At 65.0% G+C, this 23,228-nt stretch carries 25 protein-coding genes; 13 read left to right on the top strand and 12 right to left on the bottom strand.

What is annotated here, in order from left to right:
- Window positions 1–221: 221 nt before the first annotated feature.
- Entirely contained in the window at window positions 222–620 is a 399-nt protein-coding gene (locus JQ604_RS18575; RefSeq protein ID WP_212359236.1) for a hypothetical protein, read from the bottom strand.
- Window positions 621–651: 31 nt separating this feature from the next.
- Complete coding sequence (locus tag JQ604_RS18570; RefSeq protein ID WP_212359235.1) at window positions 652–876, bottom strand: hypothetical protein; 225 nt, start codon at window positions 874–876, stop codon at window positions 652–654.
- Between the two features lie 94 nt (window positions 877–970).
- On the opposite strand from JQ604_RS18570, the gene JQ604_RS18565 reads away from it, so the two are divergent.
- From JQ604_RS18565 to JQ604_RS18555, 3 genes are read left to right on the top strand one after another with little or no spacing between them, the layout of a single operon-like run.
- The gene (locus tag JQ604_RS18565; protein ID WP_212359232.1) at window positions 971–1,789 is read left to right on the top strand and encodes a helix-turn-helix domain-containing protein; all 819 of its coding nucleotides are present in this window, start codon (window positions 971–973) and stop codon (window positions 1,787–1,789) included.
- Between the two features lie 42 nt (window positions 1,790–1,831).
- Window positions 1,832–2,380: a hypothetical protein gene (locus tag JQ604_RS18560; RefSeq protein ID WP_212359230.1), complete on the top strand. Its 549-nt coding sequence runs from the start codon at window positions 1,832–1,834 to the stop codon at window positions 2,378–2,380.
- A 51-nt stretch (window positions 2,381–2,431) separates the two neighbouring features.
- Window positions 2,432–3,256 (top strand): helix-turn-helix domain-containing protein, encoded by an 825-nt coding sequence (locus JQ604_RS18555; protein ID WP_249158328.1) that lies wholly within the window; start codon window positions 2,432–2,434, stop codon window positions 3,254–3,256.
- On the opposite strand, the gene JQ604_RS18550 is transcribed toward JQ604_RS18555, so the two are convergent.
- Window positions 3,244–4,041, bottom strand: a complete 798-nt coding sequence (locus JQ604_RS18550) for a thioesterase family protein (RefSeq protein ID WP_212359228.1) — start codon at window positions 4,039–4,041, stop codon at window positions 3,244–3,246. The two genes, JQ604_RS18555 and JQ604_RS18550, sit on opposite strands and share 13 nt — an antisense overlap.
- Window positions 4,042–4,198: 157 nt before the next feature.
- Between JQ604_RS18550 and JQ604_RS18545 the strand changes: the two genes are divergently transcribed.
- Entirely contained in the window at window positions 4,199–4,861 is a 663-nt protein-coding gene (locus tag JQ604_RS18545; protein ID WP_212359225.1) for a DsbA family oxidoreductase, read from the top strand.
- Window positions 4,862–4,936: 75 nt separating this feature from the next.
- Entirely contained in the window at window positions 4,937–5,575 is a 639-nt protein-coding gene (locus JQ604_RS18540; protein ID WP_212359223.1) for an NIPSNAP family protein, read from the top strand.
- Between the two features lie 2 nt (window positions 5,576–5,577).
- Here the strand turns inward: JQ604_RS18540 and JQ604_RS18535 are convergent, their stop codons facing one another.
- From JQ604_RS18535 to JQ604_RS18520, 4 genes are all read right to left on the bottom strand, one after another.
- Window positions 5,578–6,411 carry a transglutaminase-like domain-containing protein gene (locus tag JQ604_RS18535; protein WP_212359221.1) on the bottom strand — a complete coding sequence of 278 codons (834 nt, stop codon included), beginning with the start codon at window positions 6,409–6,411 and terminating at the stop codon, window positions 5,578–5,580.
- Between the two features lie 75 nt (window positions 6,412–6,486).
- The gene (locus JQ604_RS18530) at window positions 6,487–7,668 is read right to left on the bottom strand and encodes a GNAT family N-acetyltransferase (protein WP_349631114.1); all 1,182 of its coding nucleotides are present in this window, start codon (window positions 7,666–7,668) and stop codon (window positions 6,487–6,489) included.
- A gap of 159 nt (window positions 7,669–7,827) precedes the next feature.
- The gene (locus tag JQ604_RS18525) at window positions 7,828–10,560 is read right to left on the bottom strand and encodes an EAL domain-containing protein (protein ID WP_212359217.1); all 2,733 of its coding nucleotides are present in this window, start codon (window positions 10,558–10,560) and stop codon (window positions 7,828–7,830) included.
- A gap of 49 nt (window positions 10,561–10,609) precedes the next feature.
- The gene (locus JQ604_RS18520; RefSeq protein WP_212359215.1) at window positions 10,610–11,812 is read right to left on the bottom strand and encodes a FecR family protein; all 1,203 of its coding nucleotides are present in this window, start codon (window positions 11,810–11,812) and stop codon (window positions 10,610–10,612) included.
- A 125-nt stretch (window positions 11,813–11,937) separates the two neighbouring features.
- On the opposite strand from JQ604_RS18520, the gene JQ604_RS18515 reads away from it, so the two are divergent.
- Complete coding sequence (locus tag JQ604_RS18515; protein ID WP_433996256.1) at window positions 11,938–13,749, top strand: ShlB/FhaC/HecB family hemolysin secretion/activation protein; 1,812 nt, start codon at window positions 11,938–11,940, stop codon at window positions 13,747–13,749.
- 59 nt (window positions 13,750–13,808) lie between these two features.
- Here JQ604_RS18515 and JQ604_RS18510 read toward each other — a convergent pair whose 3' ends face one another.
- Window positions 13,809–14,144 (bottom strand): hypothetical protein, encoded by a 336-nt coding sequence (locus tag JQ604_RS18510; RefSeq protein WP_212359210.1) that lies wholly within the window; start codon window positions 14,142–14,144, stop codon window positions 13,809–13,811.
- A gap of 94 nt (window positions 14,145–14,238) precedes the next feature.
- Window positions 14,239–14,649 carry a hypothetical protein gene (locus JQ604_RS18505; RefSeq protein WP_212359207.1) on the bottom strand — a complete coding sequence of 137 codons (411 nt, stop codon included), beginning with the start codon at window positions 14,647–14,649 and terminating at the stop codon, window positions 14,239–14,241.
- Between the two features lie 138 nt (window positions 14,650–14,787).
- Between JQ604_RS18505 and JQ604_RS18500 the strand changes: the two genes are divergently transcribed.
- The 4 genes from JQ604_RS18500 to JQ604_RS18485 all read left to right on the top strand — a co-directional run bounded on the left by JQ604_RS18500 (window position 14,788) and on the right by JQ604_RS18485 (window position 19,280).
- Window positions 14,788–15,006: a hypothetical protein gene (locus tag JQ604_RS18500; RefSeq protein WP_433996259.1), complete on the top strand. Its 219-nt coding sequence runs from the start codon at window positions 14,788–14,790 to the stop codon at window positions 15,004–15,006.
- Window positions 15,007–15,262: 256 nt separating this feature from the next.
- On the top strand, window positions 15,263–16,657 hold the full coding sequence (locus tag JQ604_RS18495) for a caspase family protein (protein ID WP_212359203.1): 1,395 nt from the start codon (window positions 15,263–15,265) through the stop codon (window positions 16,655–16,657).
- A gap of 90 nt (window positions 16,658–16,747) precedes the next feature.
- Window positions 16,748–18,769 carry a pyrroloquinoline quinone-dependent dehydrogenase gene (locus tag JQ604_RS18490; RefSeq protein WP_212359201.1) on the top strand — a complete coding sequence of 674 codons (2,022 nt, stop codon included), beginning with the start codon at window positions 16,748–16,750 and terminating at the stop codon, window positions 18,767–18,769.
- Between the two features lie 217 nt (window positions 18,770–18,986).
- Complete coding sequence (locus JQ604_RS18485; protein WP_212359199.1) at window positions 18,987–19,280, top strand: HdeA/HdeB family chaperone; 294 nt, start codon at window positions 18,987–18,989, stop codon at window positions 19,278–19,280.
- 102 nt (window positions 19,281–19,382) lie between these two features.
- On the opposite strand, the gene JQ604_RS18480 is transcribed toward JQ604_RS18485, so the two are convergent.
- Both JQ604_RS18480 and JQ604_RS18475 read right to left on the bottom strand, forming a co-directional pair.
- Window positions 19,383–19,844: a PaaI family thioesterase gene (locus JQ604_RS18480; protein ID WP_212359197.1), complete on the bottom strand. Its 462-nt coding sequence runs from the start codon at window positions 19,842–19,844 to the stop codon at window positions 19,383–19,385.
- 32 nt (window positions 19,845–19,876) lie between these two features.
- The gene (locus JQ604_RS18475) at window positions 19,877–21,352 is read right to left on the bottom strand and encodes an amidase (RefSeq protein ID WP_212359195.1); all 1,476 of its coding nucleotides are present in this window, start codon (window positions 21,350–21,352) and stop codon (window positions 19,877–19,879) included.
- A 170-nt stretch (window positions 21,353–21,522) separates the two neighbouring features.
- Here JQ604_RS18475 and JQ604_RS18470 point away from each other — a divergent pair, with 170 nt between their 5' ends.
- The 3 genes from JQ604_RS18470 to JQ604_RS18460 all read left to right on the top strand — a co-directional run bounded on the left by JQ604_RS18470 (window position 21,523) and on the right by JQ604_RS18460 (window position 22,321).
- Window positions 21,523–21,651: a peptidylprolyl isomerase gene (locus tag JQ604_RS18470; RefSeq protein ID WP_212359194.1), complete on the top strand. Its 129-nt coding sequence runs from the start codon at window positions 21,523–21,525 to the stop codon at window positions 21,649–21,651.
- 59 nt (window positions 21,652–21,710) lie between these two features.
- Window positions 21,711–22,010, top strand: a complete 300-nt coding sequence (locus JQ604_RS18465) for a hypothetical protein (protein ID WP_212359192.1) — start codon at window positions 21,711–21,713, stop codon at window positions 22,008–22,010.
- A gap of 80 nt (window positions 22,011–22,090) precedes the next feature.
- On the top strand, window positions 22,091–22,321 hold the full coding sequence (locus JQ604_RS18460) for a hypothetical protein (protein ID WP_212359190.1): 231 nt from the start codon (window positions 22,091–22,093) through the stop codon (window positions 22,319–22,321).
- A gap of 23 nt (window positions 22,322–22,344) precedes the next feature.
- Here JQ604_RS18460 and JQ604_RS18455 read toward each other — a convergent pair whose 3' ends face one another.
- Window positions 22,345–22,554: a hypothetical protein gene (locus tag JQ604_RS18455; protein WP_212359188.1), complete on the bottom strand. Its 210-nt coding sequence runs from the start codon at window positions 22,552–22,554 to the stop codon at window positions 22,345–22,347.
- Window positions 22,555–23,228: the final 674 nt, after the last annotated feature.

The raw sequence follows: 23,228 nt of genomic DNA, 5'->3' as shown, positions 1-23,228 counted from the left end.
GCGGGTGCGGCGTGCACCCGGTCTTCCCTGCGCCCTCGCTATCGAGAGAGGGCGGAACGAGATGGACAACTCGGGCAGAACATGTCGCGAGAATGCGAACGCACGGCAAGCTGCTGTAGGGTGGGCAAAGGAGCGAAGCGACGTGCCCACCACCACGAGCACGCCGGGAATGGTGGGCACGGCGCAAGAGCGCCTTTGCCCACCCTACGAGTCACGGTGAATTACACCGCCACCACGCCCTCGCTCCTCCGCAGCCCGACATACTGCAGCTCGGCGAACACGCCCGTGGCGATCGCTTGCGCGACGACCACGACAATCCCGAGCAGGTTCGGCGACACCATCCCCGAAAACAGCAGTGCGATGCTGGCGAGCGTCCAGGCGGCGTTGCCGGCGACCACGATCATGACAAGCGCCTTCGGCGCGGCCGGCCGCGTGCCGAGCCAGCCGACGAGGGCCGTGTACGCGATCAGGAACAGGCCGGTCTCGCGCAGCAGCGCTTCGGGCAGACCGAGGAAAGGTGCAAGTGCGCCGGCGTCGAGCGTCATCACGACGGCGGACACGCCGCTGAAGATGGCGTCGGCAAGCAGGGCGCGGCGCAGGAACTGGGACGTTGTGATCATGGCGGATCTCCTCTCGTTGGGTTGGATGACGTCAGCGGAACCAGATGCGGAGCTGACGCAGCAGGCGGACCGGGCAGAGCGCCTTGCCGACCCTCATCTCCGCGGCATAAACCTGCGCGACGACGAACACACCGGTGTCGTGCACGATCGGCTGCGGCATGTTGAGGGAGCGCGCCACCAGCCAGGTCGCGAGATTGAGGGCGAGCGGGGCGAGGGCGGTGAAAGCTCGGATCAAGGACAGCATCAGCATGGTCATCTCCTGTGGGTTGGAAGATGATCCGGCCGGCGTCCGAATTCGATTACCTCGCACGTAATGGAACGAGCGAAATCCGCATGCTAGGTTTTGCACCATGAACGCACATGCATCCACGGCGCGGGCCGAGCCCGCAAAACCCATCCATATCGGCGACCATCTGCGCGGGTGGCGGCAGCGCCGCCATCTCAGCCAGCTCGATCTGGCTGTCGATGCCGAGATCTCGGCACGGCATTTGAGCTTTGTCGAGACCGGCCGCTCGGCGCCGTCGCGCGACATGGTGCTCAAACTGGCGGAGCGACTGGACGTGCCCCTACGCGAACGCAACGTGCTCTTGGTCGCCGCCGGCTTTGCGCCGGCCTTTCCGCAACGCGCGCTGGAGGATCCCGCGCTGAAATCGGCGCGCGAAGCGATCAATCTGGTGCTGAAGGCGCATGAGCCGAATCCGGCGCTGGCCTACGACCGGCACTATAATCTGGTCTCTGCCAACCGGATGGTGGCGCCCTTGCTCGAGGGCGTACCGCAGCGGCTGCTCGGCCAGCCCTTCAACATCCTGCGCCTGGCGTTCCACCCCGAGGGGCTGGCGCCGCGCACCGTCAACCTGCCGGAATGGGCCGCGCATCTCCTGGAGCGCCTGCATCGTCAGTGCGAGGCCACCGCCGATCCGGAGCTGCTCAAACTGTATCAGGACTTGAAGTCCTATCCGATTCCGGCGCGCTCGGGCCCGATCACGCCCGACAACAACGTCGCGCTCCCGTTCAAGCTGCGTCTCAATGGCGAGGTGCTGAGCTTCATCTCGACCACGATGGTGTTCGGCACGCCCGTCGACATCACGCTGCAGGAGCTCGCGCTGGAGACGTTTTTTCCAGCTGACGAGCTGACGGCGCGGCGCATGAAGGAGATGGCAGCGCTCTGAAGCATCTGGTTTGCCCTTGGCAATGCGATTAGGATTTGAGGCATGCCCACGCCATTCGATGTCGTGAAAGTGTATATCCTTGCCAAGGACGGCAATCGCCCGTTCCTGATGAAACAGGCGTTTGCCGAAAACGCCGAACTTGAGATGATCGTCAAGACTGACGCAATCAGTTTCCCGAGTTCGGCCAAAGGCGTTGTCGCGCTCGAGGATATTCTGGTCCGCCGTTTCGGCATCGACTACGAGAATGTCTTCACGTTTTGCCTCACAGAGCCTCCGGCGGTTCCTTGTGAGTATTTCCCTTGTCATTGGCTGGTTGGGATGTCCGCCAAGGCTAACGGCCAGATCCGTGTCGGCTGCGGTCGTTACGATTGGTACTTTGGCGCCAGCGGGCACGTCGAGAAGCTTGTCATTGCCATCGAAGTGATGAAGGTGCTCGCCGCGGATGAACTTTCGGCTTGCATGGCCTGGCTCTCCGCGCTGCCCTATCCCTGGTGCAGCGCCGGCGAGGCCATGAAGCGGATGCCGGCTTTGCAGGGACTCGCCGACATCAAGGCCTATCTGATGGAGGCTCGCCCTCTTGCATCCAGCTGAGCGCGACATCGCGATGCCTTTGCAAGCCACGGACGCCTGGCCGATAATGCGATGATGGACCCACGCCCCGCCACCGGTCTCAAGGCGAACCCCGTCGGCGATCTCCTGCGCGACTGGCGCGGGCGGCGCGCCATGAGCCAGGCCGATCTCGCCTTCGAGGCCAACATCTCGATCAAGCATCTGAGCTTCGTCGAGACCGGCAAGGCGGTGGCGAGCCGCGAGATCCTGTCGCAGCTCGCCGCAGCCCTCGGCCTCTCGCTGCGCGACCGCAACGCGCTGCTGGAGGCCGGCGGCTTCGCCCGGCAATATCGCGAGCGCGATCTGTCGGCCCCGGAGATCGCCGACGCCAAACGCGCGATCGATCTCTTGCTGCGCCGGCACGAACCGTTCCCGGCCATCGTCACCGACCGGCAATGGAATGTGCTGCAAGCCAATCGCGCCGCGACGCGGCTGATGACGATGCTGCTGGGACCTGAGCGGATGCAGCGGCCGCTCAATCACATGCGAATGTTCCTGGCACCCGACGAGTTGCGGCCGTTCGTGGAGAATTGGCCGAAGGTCGCAGCGGCCCTGCTGGTCCGCGCGCGACACGAGGCGATGGCCGCGCCGCTCGATCTCGCGCTGCAATCGACCTGGCGGGAGCTCTTGAAGCTGCCCGATATCGCCACGCCGCAGCTCAACGAGAGCGAGGCACCGGGGCCGCTCTGCGAGGTGCGGCTGCGCAAGGGCGACATCGGCGTCGGCCTGATAGGCACGGTGCTGACGCTCGGCACGCCTCAGGACGTCACGCTGCAGGAGCTGCGCATCGAGATGTTCATGCCGGCCGATGGCGATACCGAGGCGGTGCTGACGGCGCTCGCTTCTCAGGAGGCTTGAGCCTGCACCGCGCGCCGTTCAAAGCTCATCGCCTGCATCACCTCCGCGAATGGACCGCTGCGGTCGCTCAAGGTCGCGGTCGTCAATCCCGCGCCGCCGGCGCCGACGCAGGTGCGCGAGCGGATCAAAATCCATTCGCCCTCCGGCGGGCGGAAGAAGTACAGGCTGATCTCGGGATTGATGAAGGTCCATTCGCGCATGTCGACGATCTGCGCCACCCCGCTGGAGAAATCCGCCGCCTGCACCGCCTGCAGCAGCGGCGTGTTGGGCTCGCCCGCGACCAGCGGGACGTCGAGCCGCATCCATGCGGCTGCAGGACCTGGCTTCTCCAGCGCGCCCTCGATCAGTCGCACCGAGACGTGCTGGAAATAGCGGCTCCATTTTTGCGCAAAGGCCGGCGGCGGTGTGCCGGCTTCGGGCATGGCATCCGGCGCGGCGGATTTGGCGAAGGGATCGCGGGGCGACTCATCGCCGTGTGCGGTGAGCAGCGCCGTGCAGCGGCCGATCTCGGTCTCGCCGTCGAGGAGGCGCACCTGCAGCGTCTTGGCCTTGCGGCCGTCGCGCAGCAGGTCGGTCGCGAGCTCAAAGCTGCGCAGGCCCGCCGGCCGCCACAGGTCGAAGGTGAGGCGGCGGACCGCAAAGCCGGATGTCACAGCCAGCCGTTCGACCTCGCGCGTCATCAGCGCGGTGGTGGCGCTGCCCTGCAGCATGTCCGGCGACCACGGACCGCCGGCATGCTCGGTGGCGCGAAACGTTTGTCCTTCAGGCTGGAAAATGGCGGTCATTGGTTCGTCTCCGCTTGGCGTATGGCGGTGACTTCTAGGAAACCTTGGCCGCATCCCACAATAACCGCGGAGGTTATGTGAGGCAGACATGCGGCCGCCGCCCTTGTGTTGCCGAAGCAGGGGCTTACCTTGGGGCCTCATTCCGAAAGGACGCGCCATGACCATGAAACCGCTTCGCCTCGACATCGTCTCCGACGTCGTCTGCCCCTGGTGCTATATCGGCAAAAAGCGGATCGAGAATGCGCTGGCGCTGGTGCCTGATGTTCCGGTCGAGGTGCATTGGCGGCCGTTCTTCCTCAACAATTGGGTACCCCGCGAAGGTATCAGCCGCGAGGAATATCTCACCGCGAAGTTCGGCTCGGTCGAGGCCTACAAGGGCATCGCCGGCCGCGTGGTCGCCGCCGCCGGCGAGGAGGGGCTGACCTATCGCCCGGACCTGGTGAAGCGCCAACCCAACACCATCGATTGCCACCGCCTGATTTACTGGGCGGAAGCCAAAGACAAGGCGCCCGAGATGAAGCAGCGGCTGATGGAATTGTACTTTCGCGATGGCGGCGATCTGACCGACGTCAATGTGCTGGTGCAGGCCGCCGCCGATGTCGGGCTCGATGCCGACGAGGTGCGCCGGCGCCTTGCCACCGACGAGGACGTCGCAAAGATTTCGGCGGACGCGCAGGAGGCTGCGGAGAAAGGCATCTCCGGCGTGCCGACCTTCGTGTTCGCGCAGAAATACGCCGTCTCCGGCGCGCAGCCCGCCGAGCAGCTGGCGCGCGCGATCCGCCAGGTCTCGGAGGAGATCAACGCGCAGGCCGCGGAATAGGCCATCATCACCTCACAAGCCCGGCGTCAGGCCGGGCTTGTCGTTTGTCGAGACAAAAAAGATCAGGGAGACATCATGATCTACGAGTTGCGCACCTATACGGTCCGGCCGAACACCATCGGCGAGATGGTCAAGGCGGCGAGCACGCTGTCGCGCGAGATCCGCGGCGACAATTTCGGCAAGCTCGAGGGCTACTGGTTCACCGAGATCGGCCCGCTCAATCAGGTCATGCATATGTGGAGCTATCCCGATGCGACCGAGCGCACCCGGCTGCGCGCCGAGCTCGCCAAGAATTCACGCTGGACCGGCGAGTACATTCCGGCGATCCGTCCGTTGCTGGTGAAGCAGGAGGTGCGGTTGATGAGCGCGATCATCCCGCCGGTGGCTCCGGCGACGTCGGGCAACATCTACGAATTCCGCAACTACCGCGCCAAGCCGCTCGGCGGGCTCAAGCAGTGGCAGGAGCTGTTCACCGGCGTGCTGCCGACGCGCGAAAAATATTCCAAGATCGTCGGCCTCTGGCAGACCGACTCTGGCCAGCCCAACGAGGCCTGCCACATCTGGGCCTATCCCGATCTCAATGCCCGCGCGGAAGCGCGCGGCAATGCGCTGAAGGATCCGGCGTGGCAGGAGTTTCTGGGCAAGGCCACGCAGCATCTCGAGGAGATGCACTCGACCATCATGCTGCCGGCGCCGCATTCGCCGCTGAGGTGAGCTTAAGCGAGCCAGGGCGGCGTCATGTTCCGTGAGGCGGCCTTGGTCAGCAGTGCATATCGGTCCGCGCCGTGTTCGAACGCAATGACGGCGTCGGCGAGCTCGTCAAGCTCGGCCAAGGTGTTGCCGTCGAGAACCTTGCTCGGCGGCGTCGCGTCGCGCCAGCTGTCCCACGCGGACATCTGGCGGTTCACGAGGGACAGAACATCGCGCCAGGCGTCGACGCGGAGGAACCACCATCCCGAAGCGTCGGCATGGCCGAACAGCTCAGGCGCAACGGTGCCGGCCCTCGCGAGGCGCCAGGCTTGCGATGCCGTCAGGAATACGCCGCGCGGCAGGTCCGCGCCGTCGAACGTGACCTTGAGTTGCTCGATGTGGAACGGGTCGAGTTGCGCGTCGACTTGCACCCAGCGAGTCTCGTCCGGCGACCAGTACTCGCAGATCCAGTGGTCGTGATAGGGGCTATCGAAATAAGTCGCAAAACCGCAGCGGACACGTGCCGGGATCGATCGGCTCCTGAGCATGCTGCACAACAGCAGCGCATAGTCGCGACAGGTGCCAAAGGTGCGCCGCTCCGGCGGCCGTGCGGTCCGCAGCGATCCCGGATACGCCGCCTGGATCAGTTGCAGCCGCCTGGCGATCGGCTGGGTTTGCCGGACCATCGGCATGTCAGGCGGAATGCCATAGCGCCCGGCCCACGACACGTGAACGATCAGGCGAGAGACGACCTCGCGCAGTCCGGCAACGCCGTCGGGCAAATCATCATAGGCGCCACCGAGATCACCGGGATCGGTGAGGTCGTCCTGCCGAACATAGTGCTGCTCGATATTCCCCATCACCTGTGCGTCCCCAGACCGTCGCCGAGCGTATCGATCCCGATGGCTTCAGGTAGAGGCACGCGCGAATGGCGGCTAGGCAGATCTGGTGTGGCGATTGCGGATGAAATGAACCGCGCGGCGCGCTTGCGCGTACATGAACCGCTCGGCGGTCAGCGCGGCGTGGATCGCCGCGACGACGGGATCGTTGCGGCGGAGCGGGATCAGCACGTCGCCCATGGCGAAGCGGCCGCGCCAGATCGGATCGATCATGGGGTGACCGGGAGCTGCGGTGGAATCGGCGGAGTTGATCGCAGGATCGGCGCAGAGGTGACGGGTCAGCTCGAGCGTCAGCTGAACGCCGGGCGAGAACTTTGCGAAGCGCTCGTCGATGCCGATCTTGAAGAAGAACGCCCGGTCCTGATGCCGCGCGACGATGCCGCCGGCGACCGGCGTTGCGCCGGAAAACAGCGTGATGATCTCGCAAGCTCCGCGCTCGGCCAGCGCGGTCGTGGCGCGGCGGATGAAGGCTGCATCGCCCGCATCCTGGCTGAGCGCAGTGCGGCGCTTGCCCTTCCAGCCGCTGGCTTCGAGCGCAAGGAAGGTTTCGAGCGCACCAGCCACCTGTTCCGGCGTGCGCGCCACGTCGAAGCGCACGTCGCTGTGATCGCCGAGGCGATTGCGCAGCCGGCGCAGCTCCTTCAATTTTTTGGCGCCGAGCGCCTCGCGCAGCAATTCGTCTGCATTGCGCGTCGCATCGAGCGAGGCGCGGGCATATGTGGTCAGCACGCGCGAACGCAGGCGGTCGCGGGCGAGAGCGGCGTCGATCGCCTGCATCGCCGGGCCTTCCAGCGACATCGTGCGCAGAACCAGCGCATGGGCGCCCGACCGTCGCGCATTGTGCAGCAACTTGGCCGCGGCATCCTCGGCGGCGTCGCGATCGAGCAGCGGCGTGCACAGCGTGCCGTAGGGCTCGGCGCCGACCAAAGCGGGCAGCGGAATCATGGTGGCGCGGCGCAGCGGGATGACCGGCAGCAGTCCGATCAGCTTGCCGGCGTTATCGATTGCGGTCAGGGCGGAAACGTTGGTCCGGCCGCACGCGAATGCGTTCACGGCCAATTCCCATTCGGCCTGATAGTAGCCGTTGGCCTCGATCGCGCGATCGGCAAGCGCGCGCCATGGATTGAGCGGGATGTCGGCAAGCCGCGGCAGGGCGCGCGCATCCGTGGCATCGTTCGATGCACGGCGGACCAGTGTCTGGTCGGCGATATCGGCCACGTCCCGTTTCCCCGCTCGCGATCGGCGCAACTGGTGCGTCATTCGCAGGCCAACGCTAGCGGAAAGAGGTGGAGATTGCCGGTGGTGTCGCCGTGCAATTTGAGCGGTAATGTTAACGCCGCGTTCAGCATGAGCCGCGGCGGAATGAGGCCGGCGGCCTCAGGCCGCCTGACCGTCCGTCAGCAACTCGGCCGGCGCCGCCAAAAACTGCCGCTCCAGCTCGCCCACCGGCATCGGACGGCCGAAATGATAGCCCTGGCCTTCCTCGCAGCCCATGGTCGCGAGCAGATCGGCGGTGGCGCGGTTCTCGATGCCCTCGGCGATCACGGACAGGCCGAGCTGCTTGCTGAGCCCGATGGTCGAAGAGACGATCGCGGCGTCATCGGGGTCGGTCAGCACGTCCAACACGAAGGAGCGGTCGATCTTCAGCCCGTCGAGCGGGAATTTTTTGAGATAGCTGAGGCTCGCATAGCCGGTGCCGAAATCGTCGAACACGACGCGGACCCCGAGGTCCTGGATGCGCTGGAAGGTGTCGAGCACGCGCTTCTCGTCGACCAGCAGGATGTCCTCGGTGACCTCGAGCTCGAGCAGCGCCGGCGTGAGCCCGGTCGCGGCCAGCACGTCGGCGACGGACCTGGCGAGGTCGCCGGTGTGGAGCTGCGACGGCGACAGGTTGACGCCGACACGCAGGTGATGGCCGGCGAGCTCCCAGGCACGGGCCTGCCGGCACGCGGTCTCCAGCACCCATTGCGCGATCCTCTCGGAGATCGATGCGGTGTTGACCACCGGCATGAACGCGCCCGGCGATATCAGCCCGCGCTCCGGATGACGCCAGCGGATCAGGGCCTCGGCGCCGATCAGCTCTCCGCCGTCAAGATGCACCTGCGGCTGATAGAACAGCTCGAACTCGCCGCGCTCGGTGGCGCGCGCCAATTCGGCTTCCAGCGTCAGGCGCGTCTCGAGCTCCTGGCGGATGCCGGCCTCGAACAGCACGTGGCCGCCGCCCTTGTTGGCCTTGGCGCGGCGCAGCGCGAGATGGCCGTTGGAGAGCAGTTCGTCGGCGTTGCTGCCGTCGGCAGGGAACATCGCGGCGCCGATCGAGACCTTGACGCGATGGGTGCGGCTGCCGGTGACGACGGGTGTGTCGAAGGCAGCGGCGATGCGTCGGGCAAGATGATCGACGGTCTCGGTCGTCGAGCTACACGGCGCGGCAATCGCGAACTCATCACCGCTGAGGCGGGCAACGATTCCGGCGTTGCCGACCTCGCCGGTCAGTCGCTCCGATACAGCGTGCAGCACGAGATCGCCATTGGCGTGGCCGAGCAGGTCGTTGATGTGCTGGAAGCCGTCAAGGCCGACGACCAGCAGCGCGACTTCGGCGCCGGGAGACTCGGCCGTTGCGATCATCGCCGCGACGCGGGCATCGAGCGTGTAGCGGTTGGCGAGGCCGGTCAGCGAGTCGTGTTCGGCGAGGTAGCGAATCTTCTCGGCCTCGCGCTTGCGCACCGAGATGTCGCGCAGGATGGCGCCGTATTGGCGGCCGTCGGTGCCCTGCCAGCCGGAGAAGCTGGCCTCGACCGGAAACACCTCGCCGTTGCGGCGGCGGCCGTCGAACTCGATTACCTTGCCGGTGCCGAGCGTGGCCGCATCGCGGATCGAGAAGGCCGCGGCATCGTCGCCATTGATCGCGCAGATCGTGTCGAAGGGGCGGCCGATCATCTCGTCCGGCCCGTAGCCGAAGATCGCGGCCGCGCCGGGATTCCACACCGTGATCAGATAATCCTTGTCGGTGCAGATCAGGCCGTCGCCGAGCGACATCGCGATGCGGTGAAAACGGTTTTCAGCGACGCGGCCGAGCAGGTCGCGCACGTCGATCTCGTCGAGCGCGATTGCCGCGATATAGACCAGGATCGCGATGTGCAGCAGCGCGGTGTCGAGGACGAGCGGAAATATGGCTTGCAGCAGATAGGCCGATAGTTCGATGCCGACCGCGGTGAAGGCGAGCACGGTCACGCGCTGGCCGGCCGACCGGCGGCGCCACAGCAGTATCATGGTGAGCGAGAGAGCGCCGAGCGCGATCATCGTCGTGGTCATCGACGTCCAGTGCAGCTCGCGGCCGCGCAGGATCGAATCCGCGGCGAGCGCCTGCATCACCGGGCCGGAGACGATGCCGCCGTTCGGAATGCTGAAGCGGTCGCCGAGCTCGAGCGCGGTGCCGCCGATGATGACCTTTTTGTCCTTCAACCTGTCGAGCGTCGCCTTGTCGCCGTTCAGCACATCGACGAAGGAGACCTTCGGGATGGAGGCGTTCCGGATACCGAAATCGATCAGGAAGGGCGGGCGCTTCTCGTCATACTTGCCGGCGAGCACTGCGCCCATCGAGGGCAGGAATTCGCCGTCGAGCTTCTGGCCGAGCGGATAGTAGCGCACCAGGCCATCCGGCTCGATCGCGACGTTGACGATCGCCGACCAGGCGTGGGGACGGAACGCCTTCAGCGGGCGGTTGAAGAACGTGGTGCCTTCGGGGCCGGGCTGCTTGAAGGAAGGCAGCACCACGGAGCCGCCGGCGCTCTTCAGTGCTTCGAGGAACAGCCTGTCGGATTCGGGATCGGAGGGGGTGCTGAAGTCGACGTCGAACACGATGTCGCTGGCGCCGGCGTGGTTGAGCTGCTGGAGCAACTCGGCATGGAGCCGGCGCGGCCACGGCCAGACGCCGATCTTTTCGATCGAGGGCGCATCGATCGCGACGACGACGATCTCGTTGCCCGCCGGTTGCGACAGCCAGCCGAAACGAAGGTCGGCGAGCGCGTTACGCAGCCCGGCGTGCCAGCCCGAGGCCAGCACGATGGTCAGAACGGCCGCGACCAAAACATGTGGCCGAAGGTGTTTCACGTGTCCCCATCCCCCTGCGGCAGACACAACGCCCGCCGCGCGTTGTCAGCTAGTGCTTCGCGTTTCCATTGCCGTTGCCGTTACCCTTTCCGCCGTTCCCGTTCCCGTTCCCGTTCCCGTTTCCATTTCCGTTCCCGTTGCCATTTCCGTTCCCGTTGCCGTTTCCATTCCCGTTGGCATTTCCGTTGCCATTGCCGTTTCCGTTGTTGCCGGAGCCAGTGGCTGCGGCGACGGTGGTTGCGACGGAAGAGGCGGTGCCCGACGTGCTGCCGATTGCACTGCTGGCGGTGGCGGTCGCGGTGGCCGTATCGCCAGCGCTGTTGGCGTTGGCAGTCGTCGTCGACGAGGAGCTGGACGAGCCCGCCCAGACGGTGTTGTTGGCGGCGCTGCGGCTCGAACCGGTTGCACCGTTCGTGCCGCGGGCGAGGCCGTGCGTGACCTTGTGGAAGTTCAGCTTGACCTCGCCGAGTGCGGCCGGGATCCGCAAGCCGACATGCGGCCTGGCGACCGCATGTTGTTGCGACGTCGCCGACTTGCCGCCGGAACGATCATTCGTCGCCAGCGCGCGGATCGCCTGTCCATTCGCAGCGTTGCGGGGCGAGGACAGGCCGCCCTTCGGCACGGGCACGCGATCGACCGACGACGGACGCGGCTTGCCTTGCCCGATCGGATTGAAGGTGCCGGCGCCGCTCAGCGCCAGGCCGGCCTTGCCGTGCTCGAAGGCGGTCGCCTTCTGGCCGGCCAGCACCTGGGCGATCTGGCCCGACTTGAAGTCGGAGACTTCGACCTGGCCGCGGACCACGTCGACGCTGGTGCTGCCACCGCTCACCGACACGCGGAACTGGGTGCCCTTGACCACGGCGGCGAGGTAGGGGGTCTCGACCTCGAAATGCCTGACGTTCCTCTTCTCGACCTCGAGCAGGATCGAGCCGGCCTTCTGCACGATGGTGGTGGAAAGCCCTGCCTTGCTCTCGGTGGGCAGGCCGACCACCGAATTCGGCGCAATCATGATGCTCTCTTCGCCGCGCATCAGCAGCACACGGCCATTGCGGCCGGTGCGAATGGTGTCGCCGGGCTTGAGATTGTCTTCCGGCTTGAGAGATGCCTGCTGGACGTCGCCGTTCGAAATCCAGACCTCGCCGGACGATTTGCTGACCGACCAGGTGCCGCCGTCGGCGGCAAAAAGCGGGGACGTGACGACAACCGCGACCACCGTCGCGAGAGCACGCAGATACCTGTGGGCCGTACGCATGACCTTCTCCTCAGCCTCAGGGTTCCAAGGCTTAGGGGAAAAGTTTCAACATTTAGTCAGCGGTATCAGAGCGCTTCCGGGGCCGCCGTTAACGATTCATTGACCATAAAATCTTAAGAAAAATCATGCGTCTAAGAGCTTTCCATAGATCTGTTGGTGGGTGTCCGTGGAAATACGGGGACGCGATGGGGTTGACCTGGATCGGTCGCCAGGTACCGCGTCTTTCGACCGCTTTTGGCGTCTTTTCGACGCTTTTGCCGGCGGTAACCCCTTCCTCTGCACAGCAGGCCAGCCAGCCCTCATTCGACCCGCGACAGCTCGAACGGCGCTTCGACAATGGTCCGCTTGGGCAGTCGCCGGCTGCGCGATCGCGTGTGCCATTGCCAAAGCTGGCCCGGCCGGGGGAGATCAAGGCCGATCCCACGCCGTTGTTTGTGCTGCGCCATGTCGCGGTGAAGGGGGCGACTGCCCTTCCGCCGGACCAACTGGCAACGGTCTATCAACCCTATCTCGGAAAGAAGGTCTCGCAAGCCGACCTCGCGACCATCGCCAAGGGGATCAGCGAGGCCTATCGCGCGGCCGGCTTCCATCTGAGCCGTGCGATCATCCCCCCGCAGGACATCAAGAACGACACCATCCTCGTCCAGGTGATCGAAGGCGGCATCACCGAACTCGCGCTGAAGGGCGAGGGCGCCGAGGAGTTCGGCGTCCGGGCGATGCTTGGTCCGATATTGGCCGAGCACCCATCGCGCCTGACGACGCTGGAGCGGCAGCTGCTCTTGATCAACAATCGCGCCGGGGTACGGATCGAGGACACGACGCTGGACGAGATCGGCAATTCCACCGGCCGCTTTCGCCTGACCGTGTTCGTGAAGACGTGGCATGTCTACACGTCGTTCGGGCTCGACAATCTCGGATCGTCATCGGTCGGTCCGTGGCAGAGCTATGCCACTGCCGCCTTCAACTCCACCATGGCGCCGGGCGACTCGATGGTGGTCAACCTGTCGACCACGCCTGGCGATCCCCGCCAGCTCGCCTTCGGCCGGCTGTCCTATGACGTGCCGGTCGGTACCGACGGCCTGCGCGTCGGCGCCTCCGGAGTCTATAGCGAAGTCTGGCCGGGCGATTATCGGCGCGTCTTCAGCGACAACACCAAGACGGAAGCCTTCGAGCTGCGCGCCAGCATCGTGCCGCTGCAGTCGCAGCGCGAGACATTGACGATCACGTCGGCGATGGGATTCAGCAACGTGACCGAGAACGATTTCTTCGGTCCGGTCTACCGCGATCACATCCGCACCGCGAGCCTGACCGCGGACTACCGCCTGCAGGACAATTTCAACGGCACTAACTATTTCACGGCGACCGTTCGACAGGGGCTCGACATCATGGGCGCCTCGCAGAAGGGCGACGACTTCCTGTCGCGCACCGGCGCGTCCGGAACATTCTCCGCGCTGAATCTCTGGTACACGCGCTATCAGACGTTGACCGACACCTTGTCGCTGAAGATCGCCGGTGCCGGGCAGGTGGCGTCAGGTCCGCTGTTCCTGTCGCAGCAATTCTATCTCGGTGGTGCCGCCTTCGGCCGCGGCTACGGCGCGGCCGAGATCAGCGGCGACAACGGCATGGCCGGCTCGCTCGAGCTGCGCTTCGATCAGAAGACCAACCTCGGATATCTCACCGGCTATCAGCTCTATGGCTTCGTCGACAGTGGCGTCGCCTGGAACGACGGTTATCGCTACACCGACGGCCTGTCGCTCACGTCCGTCGGCGGCGGCGTGCGCTTCTACCTCGCCAACGACATGCAGGCCGACATCGGCGCCGCGGTCCCCCTGAGCTATCGCGCGCCGGACAATTACGCCCGCGACGTGCGCGTGCTGTTCTCGCTGACCAGCGCGCTCAAGCTCTGCCCGACGCGCGCCGCGACGCGCTGTTTGTAGTCGACGCAAGCGAAAGCCGCCGAAGTCGCTTCGGCGGCTTTCATGTCTGCTGAGATCAGTTACCAGCGATCGTCGCCGACACCGACACCCACGCTGACGCCGGGTGCGCGGATGCCAACGCCCGCACGCGGGCTGTCATCCCAGTCGCGATAGTGGCGGCGCTCGATGTAGCGCTCGCGCGGCGCATAGTTGTAGGAATCGCGCACGATCACACGCGCGCCGCTGCGGGTGCGATAGCAGCGTCCGTCTTCGTCGCAAACCATGCGCACCTGCTGCACCAGCTCGGGCGCCGCATATTCGGTGGTGGTTGACGTGTAGATGTCCGACGCCTTGGCGGCACCGCCCGCCGACAAGGCGCCGACGCCCGCCAGCAGTGCAATCGCAAATGTCCTCATAGTCCCACTCCTCGGTCCGAATCTGCCCTCGCGATACAAATCATCGCGATTGCATTCGTTCCGCAGGTTCCCTGGGTTCCGAGGTGATGATTGCCTAGATCGGCTCGTAATTCTCGGCGACGCAATTGTCGTCGGCTTCGATGCGCTGGCGATCTGCGATCACGCCGTCGTTGATGAAGATGCGATAGGTCTGGGTGCCCAGCGGCTTGCCGACCACGGATGTCAGCTCGGCGCGCACGCAGGCCGTCCAGCCGGGGCCACGCGGATCATGCAGCGGTGCGGAGACCCGCACATGGGTCGGCTGCGATCCGCTGGTGAACACCGAGTCGAGCTTCTGGCCGACCAGACGCTTGACGTCGGGTGGCGCTTCGAGCGGCGGCGGCTCGGCCGCCTTGGCGCGCATGAATTCCGGCAATGGCGCGCGGCTGTCGGCGAAGCCGCAGCCGCCGAGCACCAGGGCGCAGCCGACCAACAGCGCGGCAGTGTAGAGGTGATCCTGTCCCATCGGCGGGAGATGTAGGGAGCGGCGGCCGAAACGCAAATCGTGGCCGATTTGTCATTCAACAATTGCCGATGGTCGAGGTATTCTGGTCACATCAGGTGTTGCCGGATGTTTCTGGCGGGAAGGCAGGATGCAATGGTCATCAGACGATTCACAATTGCGGCGATCGCGCTGACGTTGCTGGCGATCCCCGCTTATGCACAGCGCAAGCAACCGACTGAAGACAAGAAGGCCGACAAGAAGCCGGTGGTCGACGAGAAGGCCTACAAGGCCGCGCTCGATCGCATTCCGGAGCCGAAGGAAAAGTACGACCCCTGGAGCATCGCCAAGCCCGCCGAGCCGGCCAAGAAGCCGAAATGAGTGCGGACGCCTGCAACGTCTAATTGCTGCGACAATTCAATCAATTGATACCGACCCGCTGGCGCTTCACATTGACGCGCCCAAAGCGCGATGAGTCGTCATCGCGCTTTAGCTTCTTGTTTGCGCATGATCTTTCGGAAAACCGCTTCACACTTTGCGCTAGCGCGGCCCTCCGGGTCCGGATCATGCTTGAAGTGAACCCTGCGCGCCGATTCTTCGACTAATTTTTGATGTGATATTGCCGGGAGGCCGCCCGATGCTTCGCCGTTCGTTGTTTAGTCTGCTCGTTCCCGCGACGTTGTTGCTTGGCCTGGCTCCGGCGCTCGCCGAGAATCGTCTGGCGATGGTGATCGGGCAATCCGCCTACAAGTCGGTGCCCGCGCTTCCCAATCCGGCCAACGACGCCAAGGCGATGTCGCAATTGCTGACGGAGTCCGGATTTGCGGTGACTTCCGCATCGGACCTGTCGCAAGCCCAGCTGCGCGACAAGATCAGCGAATTTGCCGGGCAGGTCGCGGCCAAGGGGGCCGATACGGTAGCGCTGGTGTTCTATGCCGGCCACGGCCTGCAGATCGACGGCGAGAACTATCTGGTGCCGGTCGACGTCGATCCGAAGCGCGAGGCCGACATTCCGATCCAGGCGGTGCGCCTTAACGATATCCTCAATGCGCTGAACTCGGTGCCGAGCCGGATGCGCATCCTCCTGCTCGACGCATGCCGCAACAATCCGTTCCCCGAACTCAACAAGACCGCCGGCCACGGCCTTGCGATCATCGACGCCAAAACCGGCGCGCCCGGCACCTTCGTGTCGTTCTCGACATCACCCGGAGCTGAAGCCGAGGACGGCAGCGGCAGCAACAGCCCGTACACGACGGCGCTGCTCACCGCCGGCAAGGAGCCGGGGATTCCGATCGAGGATACATTCAAGCGCGTTCGCGTCGCCGTGAACAAGGCGACGGACGGACGGCAGACACCGTGGGACAGCTCGTCGCTGACCGAGGATTTTCGTTTCGTCGCGAGCGGCTCGGCAGCAGCAGCGCCAAAGCAGGCTCCGACCAAGCGCACGGTCGAGGAGTGGAAGCGCAATTTGCAGGGCAAGCCGGTCGACGTCGCCAATGAGTTGATCGTGGCTGACGGCTCGGACGAAGCCTATGAGGCTTTCGCGGTTGCCTATGCCGGCACGCCGCGCGGTCTGCAAGCAAAGGACTGGCTCGATCGCCATCGCCGCATGGTGGCGTGGAACAACGCGGTCCTCATCAACACGGCGACCGCCTATCGCACCTTCCTCCTGCAATATCCTGACAGCGACCTGACAGTGACTGCGCGCAATCTGATCGAGCGGCTGCGCAACCGTCCCGAACAGGCTGCCAATATTGCGATGGCGGCGCCGACCTGTCCCTGCAACATCGCGCCAGCACAGCCGCGGAAAGTCGACCTGCCGACCAAGAAGCGCGTCGATCCCGATCCGCCGCGGCGCGCCAGTTCGCAGCCGCCGCGCCGCGTCATCGAGGACGACGTCGTGGTGGTCCGTCGTCCGCCGCCTGTGGTGTATGAGCCGGCCGGACCGCCGGTCGGCATCGGTATCGGGATTGGCATCGGTGGCGGCGGCTATGGCGGCCGCGGCGGTTACGAGGGCCGCAGGGGATACTGACGAGGGTGGATACTGACGCGCCGATGGCGTAAATCCATCCGCGCAAGATGCGGTGTAACCCGGGAATGATCGCATCGGCCGGAGGGCGCGATGCGATCCCTGTTTTGTCTGCTAGCCGTGCTGCTGTTTGGTGCGTCGCCGGTGCTTGGCTGGGAGTATTGGGGCGGCGATCGCGGTGGCCAGCGCTTCTCGCCGCTCAATCAGATCACGCCTGACAATGTCGGCAATCTCGTCCGCGCCTGGGAGTTTCGCACCGGCGATCTCGATGCCCGCGCGAGCGAGCTGATGAAGCGCACCAAGTTCGAGGCGACTCCGCTGTTCGTCGAGGACAGCCTGATCTTCTGCTCACCATTCAACGAGGTGATCGCGCTCGATCCCGGCATCGGCGCACAGAAGTGGCGCTACGACCCGAAGATCAGCACCGCGCAGCGGCCGGCCAATCGTTACGTCTGCCGCGGCGTCGCCTATTGGGTCGACGAGCGCGCGGCGGAGAATGCACCGTGCCGGACGCGGATCTTCACCGGGACCAACGATGTCCGCGTGATCGCGCTCGATGCCAGGACCGGAAAGCCGTGCGCCGATTTCGGTACTGGCGGCGAGATCAAGATCGATCTCGGGATGAAGCTGGAATGGCCGGGCGAAGTCCAGATCACCTCAGCCCCGGTGATCGCGCGCGGCGTCCTCGTGGTCGGTACCGCGATGGCCGACAACCGCCGCGTCGAGGCGCCACTCGGTGCCGTGCGCGCGTATGACGCGAGGACCGGACAGCCGCGCTGGAGCTTCGATCCGCTGGTGCATGACGGTGTCACCGCCGGCCACACCAATGTCTGGGCGCCGATGTCGGTGGACGAGGCGCGGGGGCTGGTGTTCCTGCCGACGACGTCGCCGAGCCCGGATTTCTGGGGCGGCAGGCGGCCCGGCAACAATGAGCATGCCAATTCGGTGGTGGCGCTGCGCATCGAGACCGGCGAACTGATCTGGTCGTTCCAGACCGTGCATCACGACGTCTGGGATTACGATCTGCCGGCGCAGCCGACGCTGGCGCGCATCGACACTGGCGAGGGCCAGCGCGATGTCGTGATCCAGCCGACCAAGCAGGGCTTTGTGTTCGTGCTCGATCGCGACACCGGCAAGCCGGTCTGGCCGGTCGAGGAGCGCGCGGTGCCGCAGAACGGCGCCGAGGGCGAGCAGTTGTCACCGACGCAGCCATTCCCGACCCATGTGCCGCCGCTGATGAAGCAGAGCATCTCGAAGGACGATGCATTCAAGCTGCTGCCGTTCGGCCCATCGCCCTGCGAAAAGCTGCTCGGCGATCTCCGCAATGAGGGGCTCTACACGCCACCCTCGACGCAGGGCACGGCGGTCTATCCGATGACCGGCGGCGGCGTGAACTGGGGCAGTGCCGCGTTCGATCCGGTCAACCAGATCCTCTATGCCAACACCAGCCACGCCGTTCATGTCATCAAGCTGATCCCGCGCGAGGAGGCCAAGGGTTTTAGCCCGCCGCCGGGGCATGATTTCGGCCGGCAGGACGGCGCGCCATTTGCGATGTCACGTGCGGTGGCGATGTCGCCACTCGGGCTGCTCTGCAACAAGCCGCCATGGGGCGAGATGGTCGCGGTCGATTTGAAGGCCGGCAAGATCCTCTGGCATTCCTCGGTCGGCACCAGCGAGGATCTGGCGCCGCTTGGCATGGCATTTTCCTGGGGCACGCCGCTGGTCAATGGTCTCGCGATCACCGCCGGCGGACTCGCCTTCACCGGCGCGATGGACGCTTACCTGCGGGCGTTCGACGCCAAATCGGGGAGGGAGCTTTGGCAGGGACGGCTGCCGGTGCCCGGCGTCGCCAACCCCATGACTTATCTCTGGAAGGGCGAGCAGTATGTCGCGATCGGTGCGGGCGGCCATTCCGAGGCCGGCACCTCGATCGGCGATAGCGTGGTCGCGTTTCGTCTGGCGCGGCTGCGCGAAGGGCCGTCGCTGTGGTCGCACACCATCGACCGCCCCGGCGGACGGTTTGCGAGCAAGGCGATCGCGGCGGTCATTGTTTTGATCGCGCTTGTCGCCCTGGCTTGGCGCTGGCGCAAACGGCGACGCTTGCGGACCGCCTGAGCAAATGCCGCAGCGTCGTGTAGCGCACGCGGCGTGTTGATGACAGTTCCCAAATGTGAATTCTCAACCAGCGCAGCGAATACATGTCGGTAAGCATCCGGCGTCGTCGCGCTTGCAGGCGGCTTCCGATTCCGTTTACGACTTCGCCCCGGAAAGCACTGATGCTTTCCTTGCGCCCAAACATTTTCGGCAATTGCTTTGCCAATGGAGATTCATGATGAAGATCACCGCATCACTCGCGCTTGCTGCCGCGCTGGCCCTGTCGTCGGTCCCGGCGCATGCCACCAAAATCGATCTCTCGACCATGACCTGCAAGCAGTTCGTCGAAAGTGACAAGGACACCATCCAGGTGGTGCTGACCTGGATGGACGGTTGGTACAAGGGCGACTCCGACGAGGCGATCATCGACACCGAAGTGTTCGTGGCCAACGCCAAGAAGTTCGGCGAGTACTGCGGCAAGAACCCGACCATCAGCATCGTGAACGCCGCCGAGGAAGTGCTCGGCAAGTAAGTTGTCGCGCTGCTGCCGCGAATTAAGGCGCGATGAGATCGCGCTTTAGTTTCTTTGTTTTGAGCATGATCCTATCGGAAAACCGCTTCGCACTTTTCCGGATCATGCTCCCAGCATCGCGAACGCGCTCGAGACCATCGCCACCGGCCTGTTGTCGGTGGCGGACAGCAGCGTGACCCTGCCAAAGCTCATGGTGCGGCCGAGCCGCACCACGCGCGCATCGGCCAGCACGTCGGATGCGCTGACCGCGCGCATGAAATGCGTGGTCTGGTCGACCGTCGTCATGGGACGATAGCCCTTGTTGGCGGCGAGATTGGCGATCACCATCGCGGTGTCGGCGAACGCCATCAGCGCCTGGCCGCTGACGGTGCCGCCGTTGCGGCAGAGCCGCTCCGAGAACGGCATCCGCAGGATCGCGCCGGGCTGCCAGTCGACGGCACCCGCCGGCGGCGTATAGTCGAACGCGTCGATCGACAGATTGAGATCCAGCACCCAGGGCGCAAACACCTCAGCCAACGCGCGCCGCGCTTCCTCGATCCCGAACTCACCGGCTTGCTGCTGCATGACGGTCCGTTTCCTCTCCTGATGCGTTGTTGTCAGCTCTGCGTCACGTGCACGCCGGGCCGCTGGCCGCCATTCCATTTGCCGCCGATCGCGCGCTCGATCTGCGCCGCCAGTTGCAGCAGCAATCCGTCATTGGCCTGTTTTGCGATCGCCTGGATGCCGAGCGGCAGGCCGTGCTCGTGCGTGGCAAGCGGCAGCGAGATCGCGGGAATGCCGCAGAGGTTGGCGAGCGGCGTGAACGCAAAGTTGCGCCAGAGATTCTCGAACCAGTCGAGCACCGACGGATTGTCGCTGATGGTCAGATATTCCGTCGTGCCGACCTTCGGCGTCGGCAGCGCGGTGACCGGCGTCAGGATGATGTCCCAATCCTCGAAGAACGCGCCGAAGCCGCGCGATGTGGTGTTGAACACCGCCTGCATGCGCGCGCGATCGGCGAAGCTGGTGTGCCGGCCGTGCTCCCAGATGCGGATGTTGATCGGCTCGATCAGCTCGGCCGGCGGTCTCTCCAGTCCGCGTGCGGCCAGCATGTTGGAGATCACCACCGCAAAATTGCTGATGTAGCAGGTGGTCTGCGCGGCAAACGCCTCGCGATAGTCGAGCGCGGGCAGGGCATAGTCGACGTGATGGCCGAGGCCTTCGAGGAAGCGGCCGACACGCTGCAACTCGGCGGCGATCTGCGGCGTGGCGCGATATTCGCCCCATTGATGCGAGAGTGCGATTCTGAGCCGGCCCGGATCGCGCGCGATCATCGTCGTGTAGGGCTCGGCTGGCGTCCAGAATGGCATGAACTCGCCGGGCGCAGGCCCGCGACAGGAATCGACAAAGGCCGCCGTGTCGCGCACCGAGCGCGACTGGCAGCCCTGGATCGAGACCAGGCCCGAGAGATCCGACAGCAGCGGCGACAGCGAGAACACGCCGCGCGAGACTTTCAGCCCGATATTGCCGTTGACGCCTGCGGGAATCCGGATCGAGCCGCCGCCGTCGGTCGCATGCGCGATCGGGACCACGCCGGCGGCGACCATCGCCGCACTGCCGGCCGAGGAGCCGCAGGTGGTGTAGTCGGTGTGCCAGGGATTGCGGGTGACATAGACCGCCGGGTTCTCGGCCGAACTGCAGACCCCGAACTCCGGCGTCGTGGTGCGGCCGATCAGATTGAGCCCAGCCTTGCGCAACTGCGACGTGAGAAAGGTGTCGGAAGCGGCGCGATTGCCGCGCATCATCTTGGAGCCCATCTCCTGCAGGCGGCCCTGCATGGTCGGGCCGAGGTCCTTCATCAGAAAGGGCAGGCCGGCAAAGGGGCCATCGAGATTGGCGCCGTCCTTGGCTGGATTGGCGATCACGTCGTCGAACAGCTCAACGACGCCGGACAGCGCGCCGTCGACCTTGGCGACGCCGGCAGCGGCCTGGGCTGCGAGTTCCGCAGGGCTCAGTTCGCCCTTCCTGACGCGTGCGGCGAGCGCCGTTCCATCGTGCTGCGCCCATTCGTCCCAGCTCATCGGCAAAGTCATGCAAGTCGAATCCTTCGTTTTCTTTTATGTCCCACTGTAGTTTGGCCGGGCGCCGGGTCAAACAACCCGGGATTAGCAAGCCCGGTCAACGGCCTGGGCGTGCCGGCGGGTGGCTTGAAAATGCCCCAGTTTTGGGGCCCTATGGCCGCCGGTCGGGGGAGTGGGTGGTGATGATCCGTAAGTTGGTGATGCTGGGCAGCGTGATCGCGATCGGGCTTGCCCTGAGCGGCTGCACCAAATGCGGGCCGATCTGGGAAGACTGGATGTCGCCGAAATCCTGCAAGTCGGACCATCTGTGACCCCAGCGCCAATGGGCGCTCTGAAAATGGACCCTCTGAAGAAGGCAAGGAGCGGAGTGATGAGAATTCTAGGCGTGGCCGCCGTGGCGATGTTGCTGACAGCGCCGGCCTACGCGCAAATGCCCAACATCAACCTGCTGGCGGACGCGCCGAGCAAGACGCAGGAAGAGAAGGAGCAGGACGCGGCCAAGGACAAGGCCTACAAGGACACGTTGCGGAAGATTCCCGACGCCAAGGCCTCGTCCGATCCCTGGGGCACCGTGCGCGGCCCGGATGCGCCGAAGACGGCGGCTGCTCCTGCCAAGCCGAAGACCAAGACCGGCAGCACGACCTCCACCAACACCCAGCGCAGCCAGTAAGCGCCTGACATCGCCGACTCGGATTCCGCGGCGGCCAGCCCTATATTGGACTGGTCGTCAGTTGGTTTTGGAGTTGCGACATGGTGTTCCGTCCGCGCGATCTCGCCAGCCGAATGGCCGCACGACGCCGGCCGGACGACGGCTATCTGCGCGAGACCTTCACGCTGCCGCGCGATGCGGCCCGCCTGCGGGCGCGTGACTTCCTCGATCGTTATCCGAAAGCCGCCTATATGAGCGCGGTCGAAAGCTGGCGCGAACTGCCCGGCGGCGACATCGAATTCACGATGCGGCGGCTGGCCAGCGCGGATTGATCCGAACGCGGATCGTTCGCGCCTCACCCCGTTTCGCTTCTGCCGACGAGGCCGGCTTCATCCTTGGCCTTCTTCAACTCGCGATCGATCCTGAGTTGAACACGGCGGATCGCCAGCAGATTGAGGCGAGCTTCGGTCTTGCCGGCAAAGGTCCGGTCGCCGATCTGGAAGCGCCATTTCCAGACGCCCGCTGCCGCCTGTGTCACACTGAATTCAACGCCCTTGTGGATCATTTTGGAAGCTCCGCATCAGACTCAAGGCGGGCATTCGTTGTAAACCAAAGGTTGTATTATTTTCAAAAGCTCGTCAAACGGCGAGTTGCCGCGCCGTTGCTGCTCGCTGGTTTGCAGATCTCGCGGAGCCCGTCTTTGGGCCCCTGTTTCGCAATCTTCGTCGCCGGCCGGCTGTCGCCTGGCAGGCTCAACATCACGATCAATTCGCGGTTGAACGGGCTTGTTGAGCCCTGAACTCTTCATGACCGAACACCAAGCCAAGCCGGGTGTTCCCCTGAGGCTTGCGAATTTCTCTCAGGCCTCAGGAACGATTATGCGGCAAATCCCGCCGCTGGCCAGAGCCGGCAACGCGACTGGGCGGTTTTGACGCGATGCCGGACGGGACTGAAACGCGCGCGCCGAGCGGACGTATCTTTCGTTACGGCGGGGTGCGGTCCTCCAGATTAAATCCCGCCGTCGGCGGCCCCGCCTGCATGGCCCACTTGGGGCGGGGCCGCGCGCCCGCTCACGTTGATTGCGCTGTTGAAAATTCGGAGCCGTCGGTATCTGACGGTATCGGGGAACTTTGTTCTGGACCGGAGAACTACGGAAATTGCTGCCGTCTGCACGCGGATGCGAAATGTGACCGCAACCGCGCTCCGGTCATGCTGACCTATGGTTGGGAGGCACAGCGC

The organism is Bradyrhizobium jicamae, assembly GCF_018130695.1.
GTDB classification, from domain to species: Bacteria; Pseudomonadota; Alphaproteobacteria; order Rhizobiales; family Xanthobacteraceae; genus Bradyrhizobium; species Bradyrhizobium jicamae_B.
This window is presented reverse-complemented; position numbering and strand designations above follow the sequence as displayed.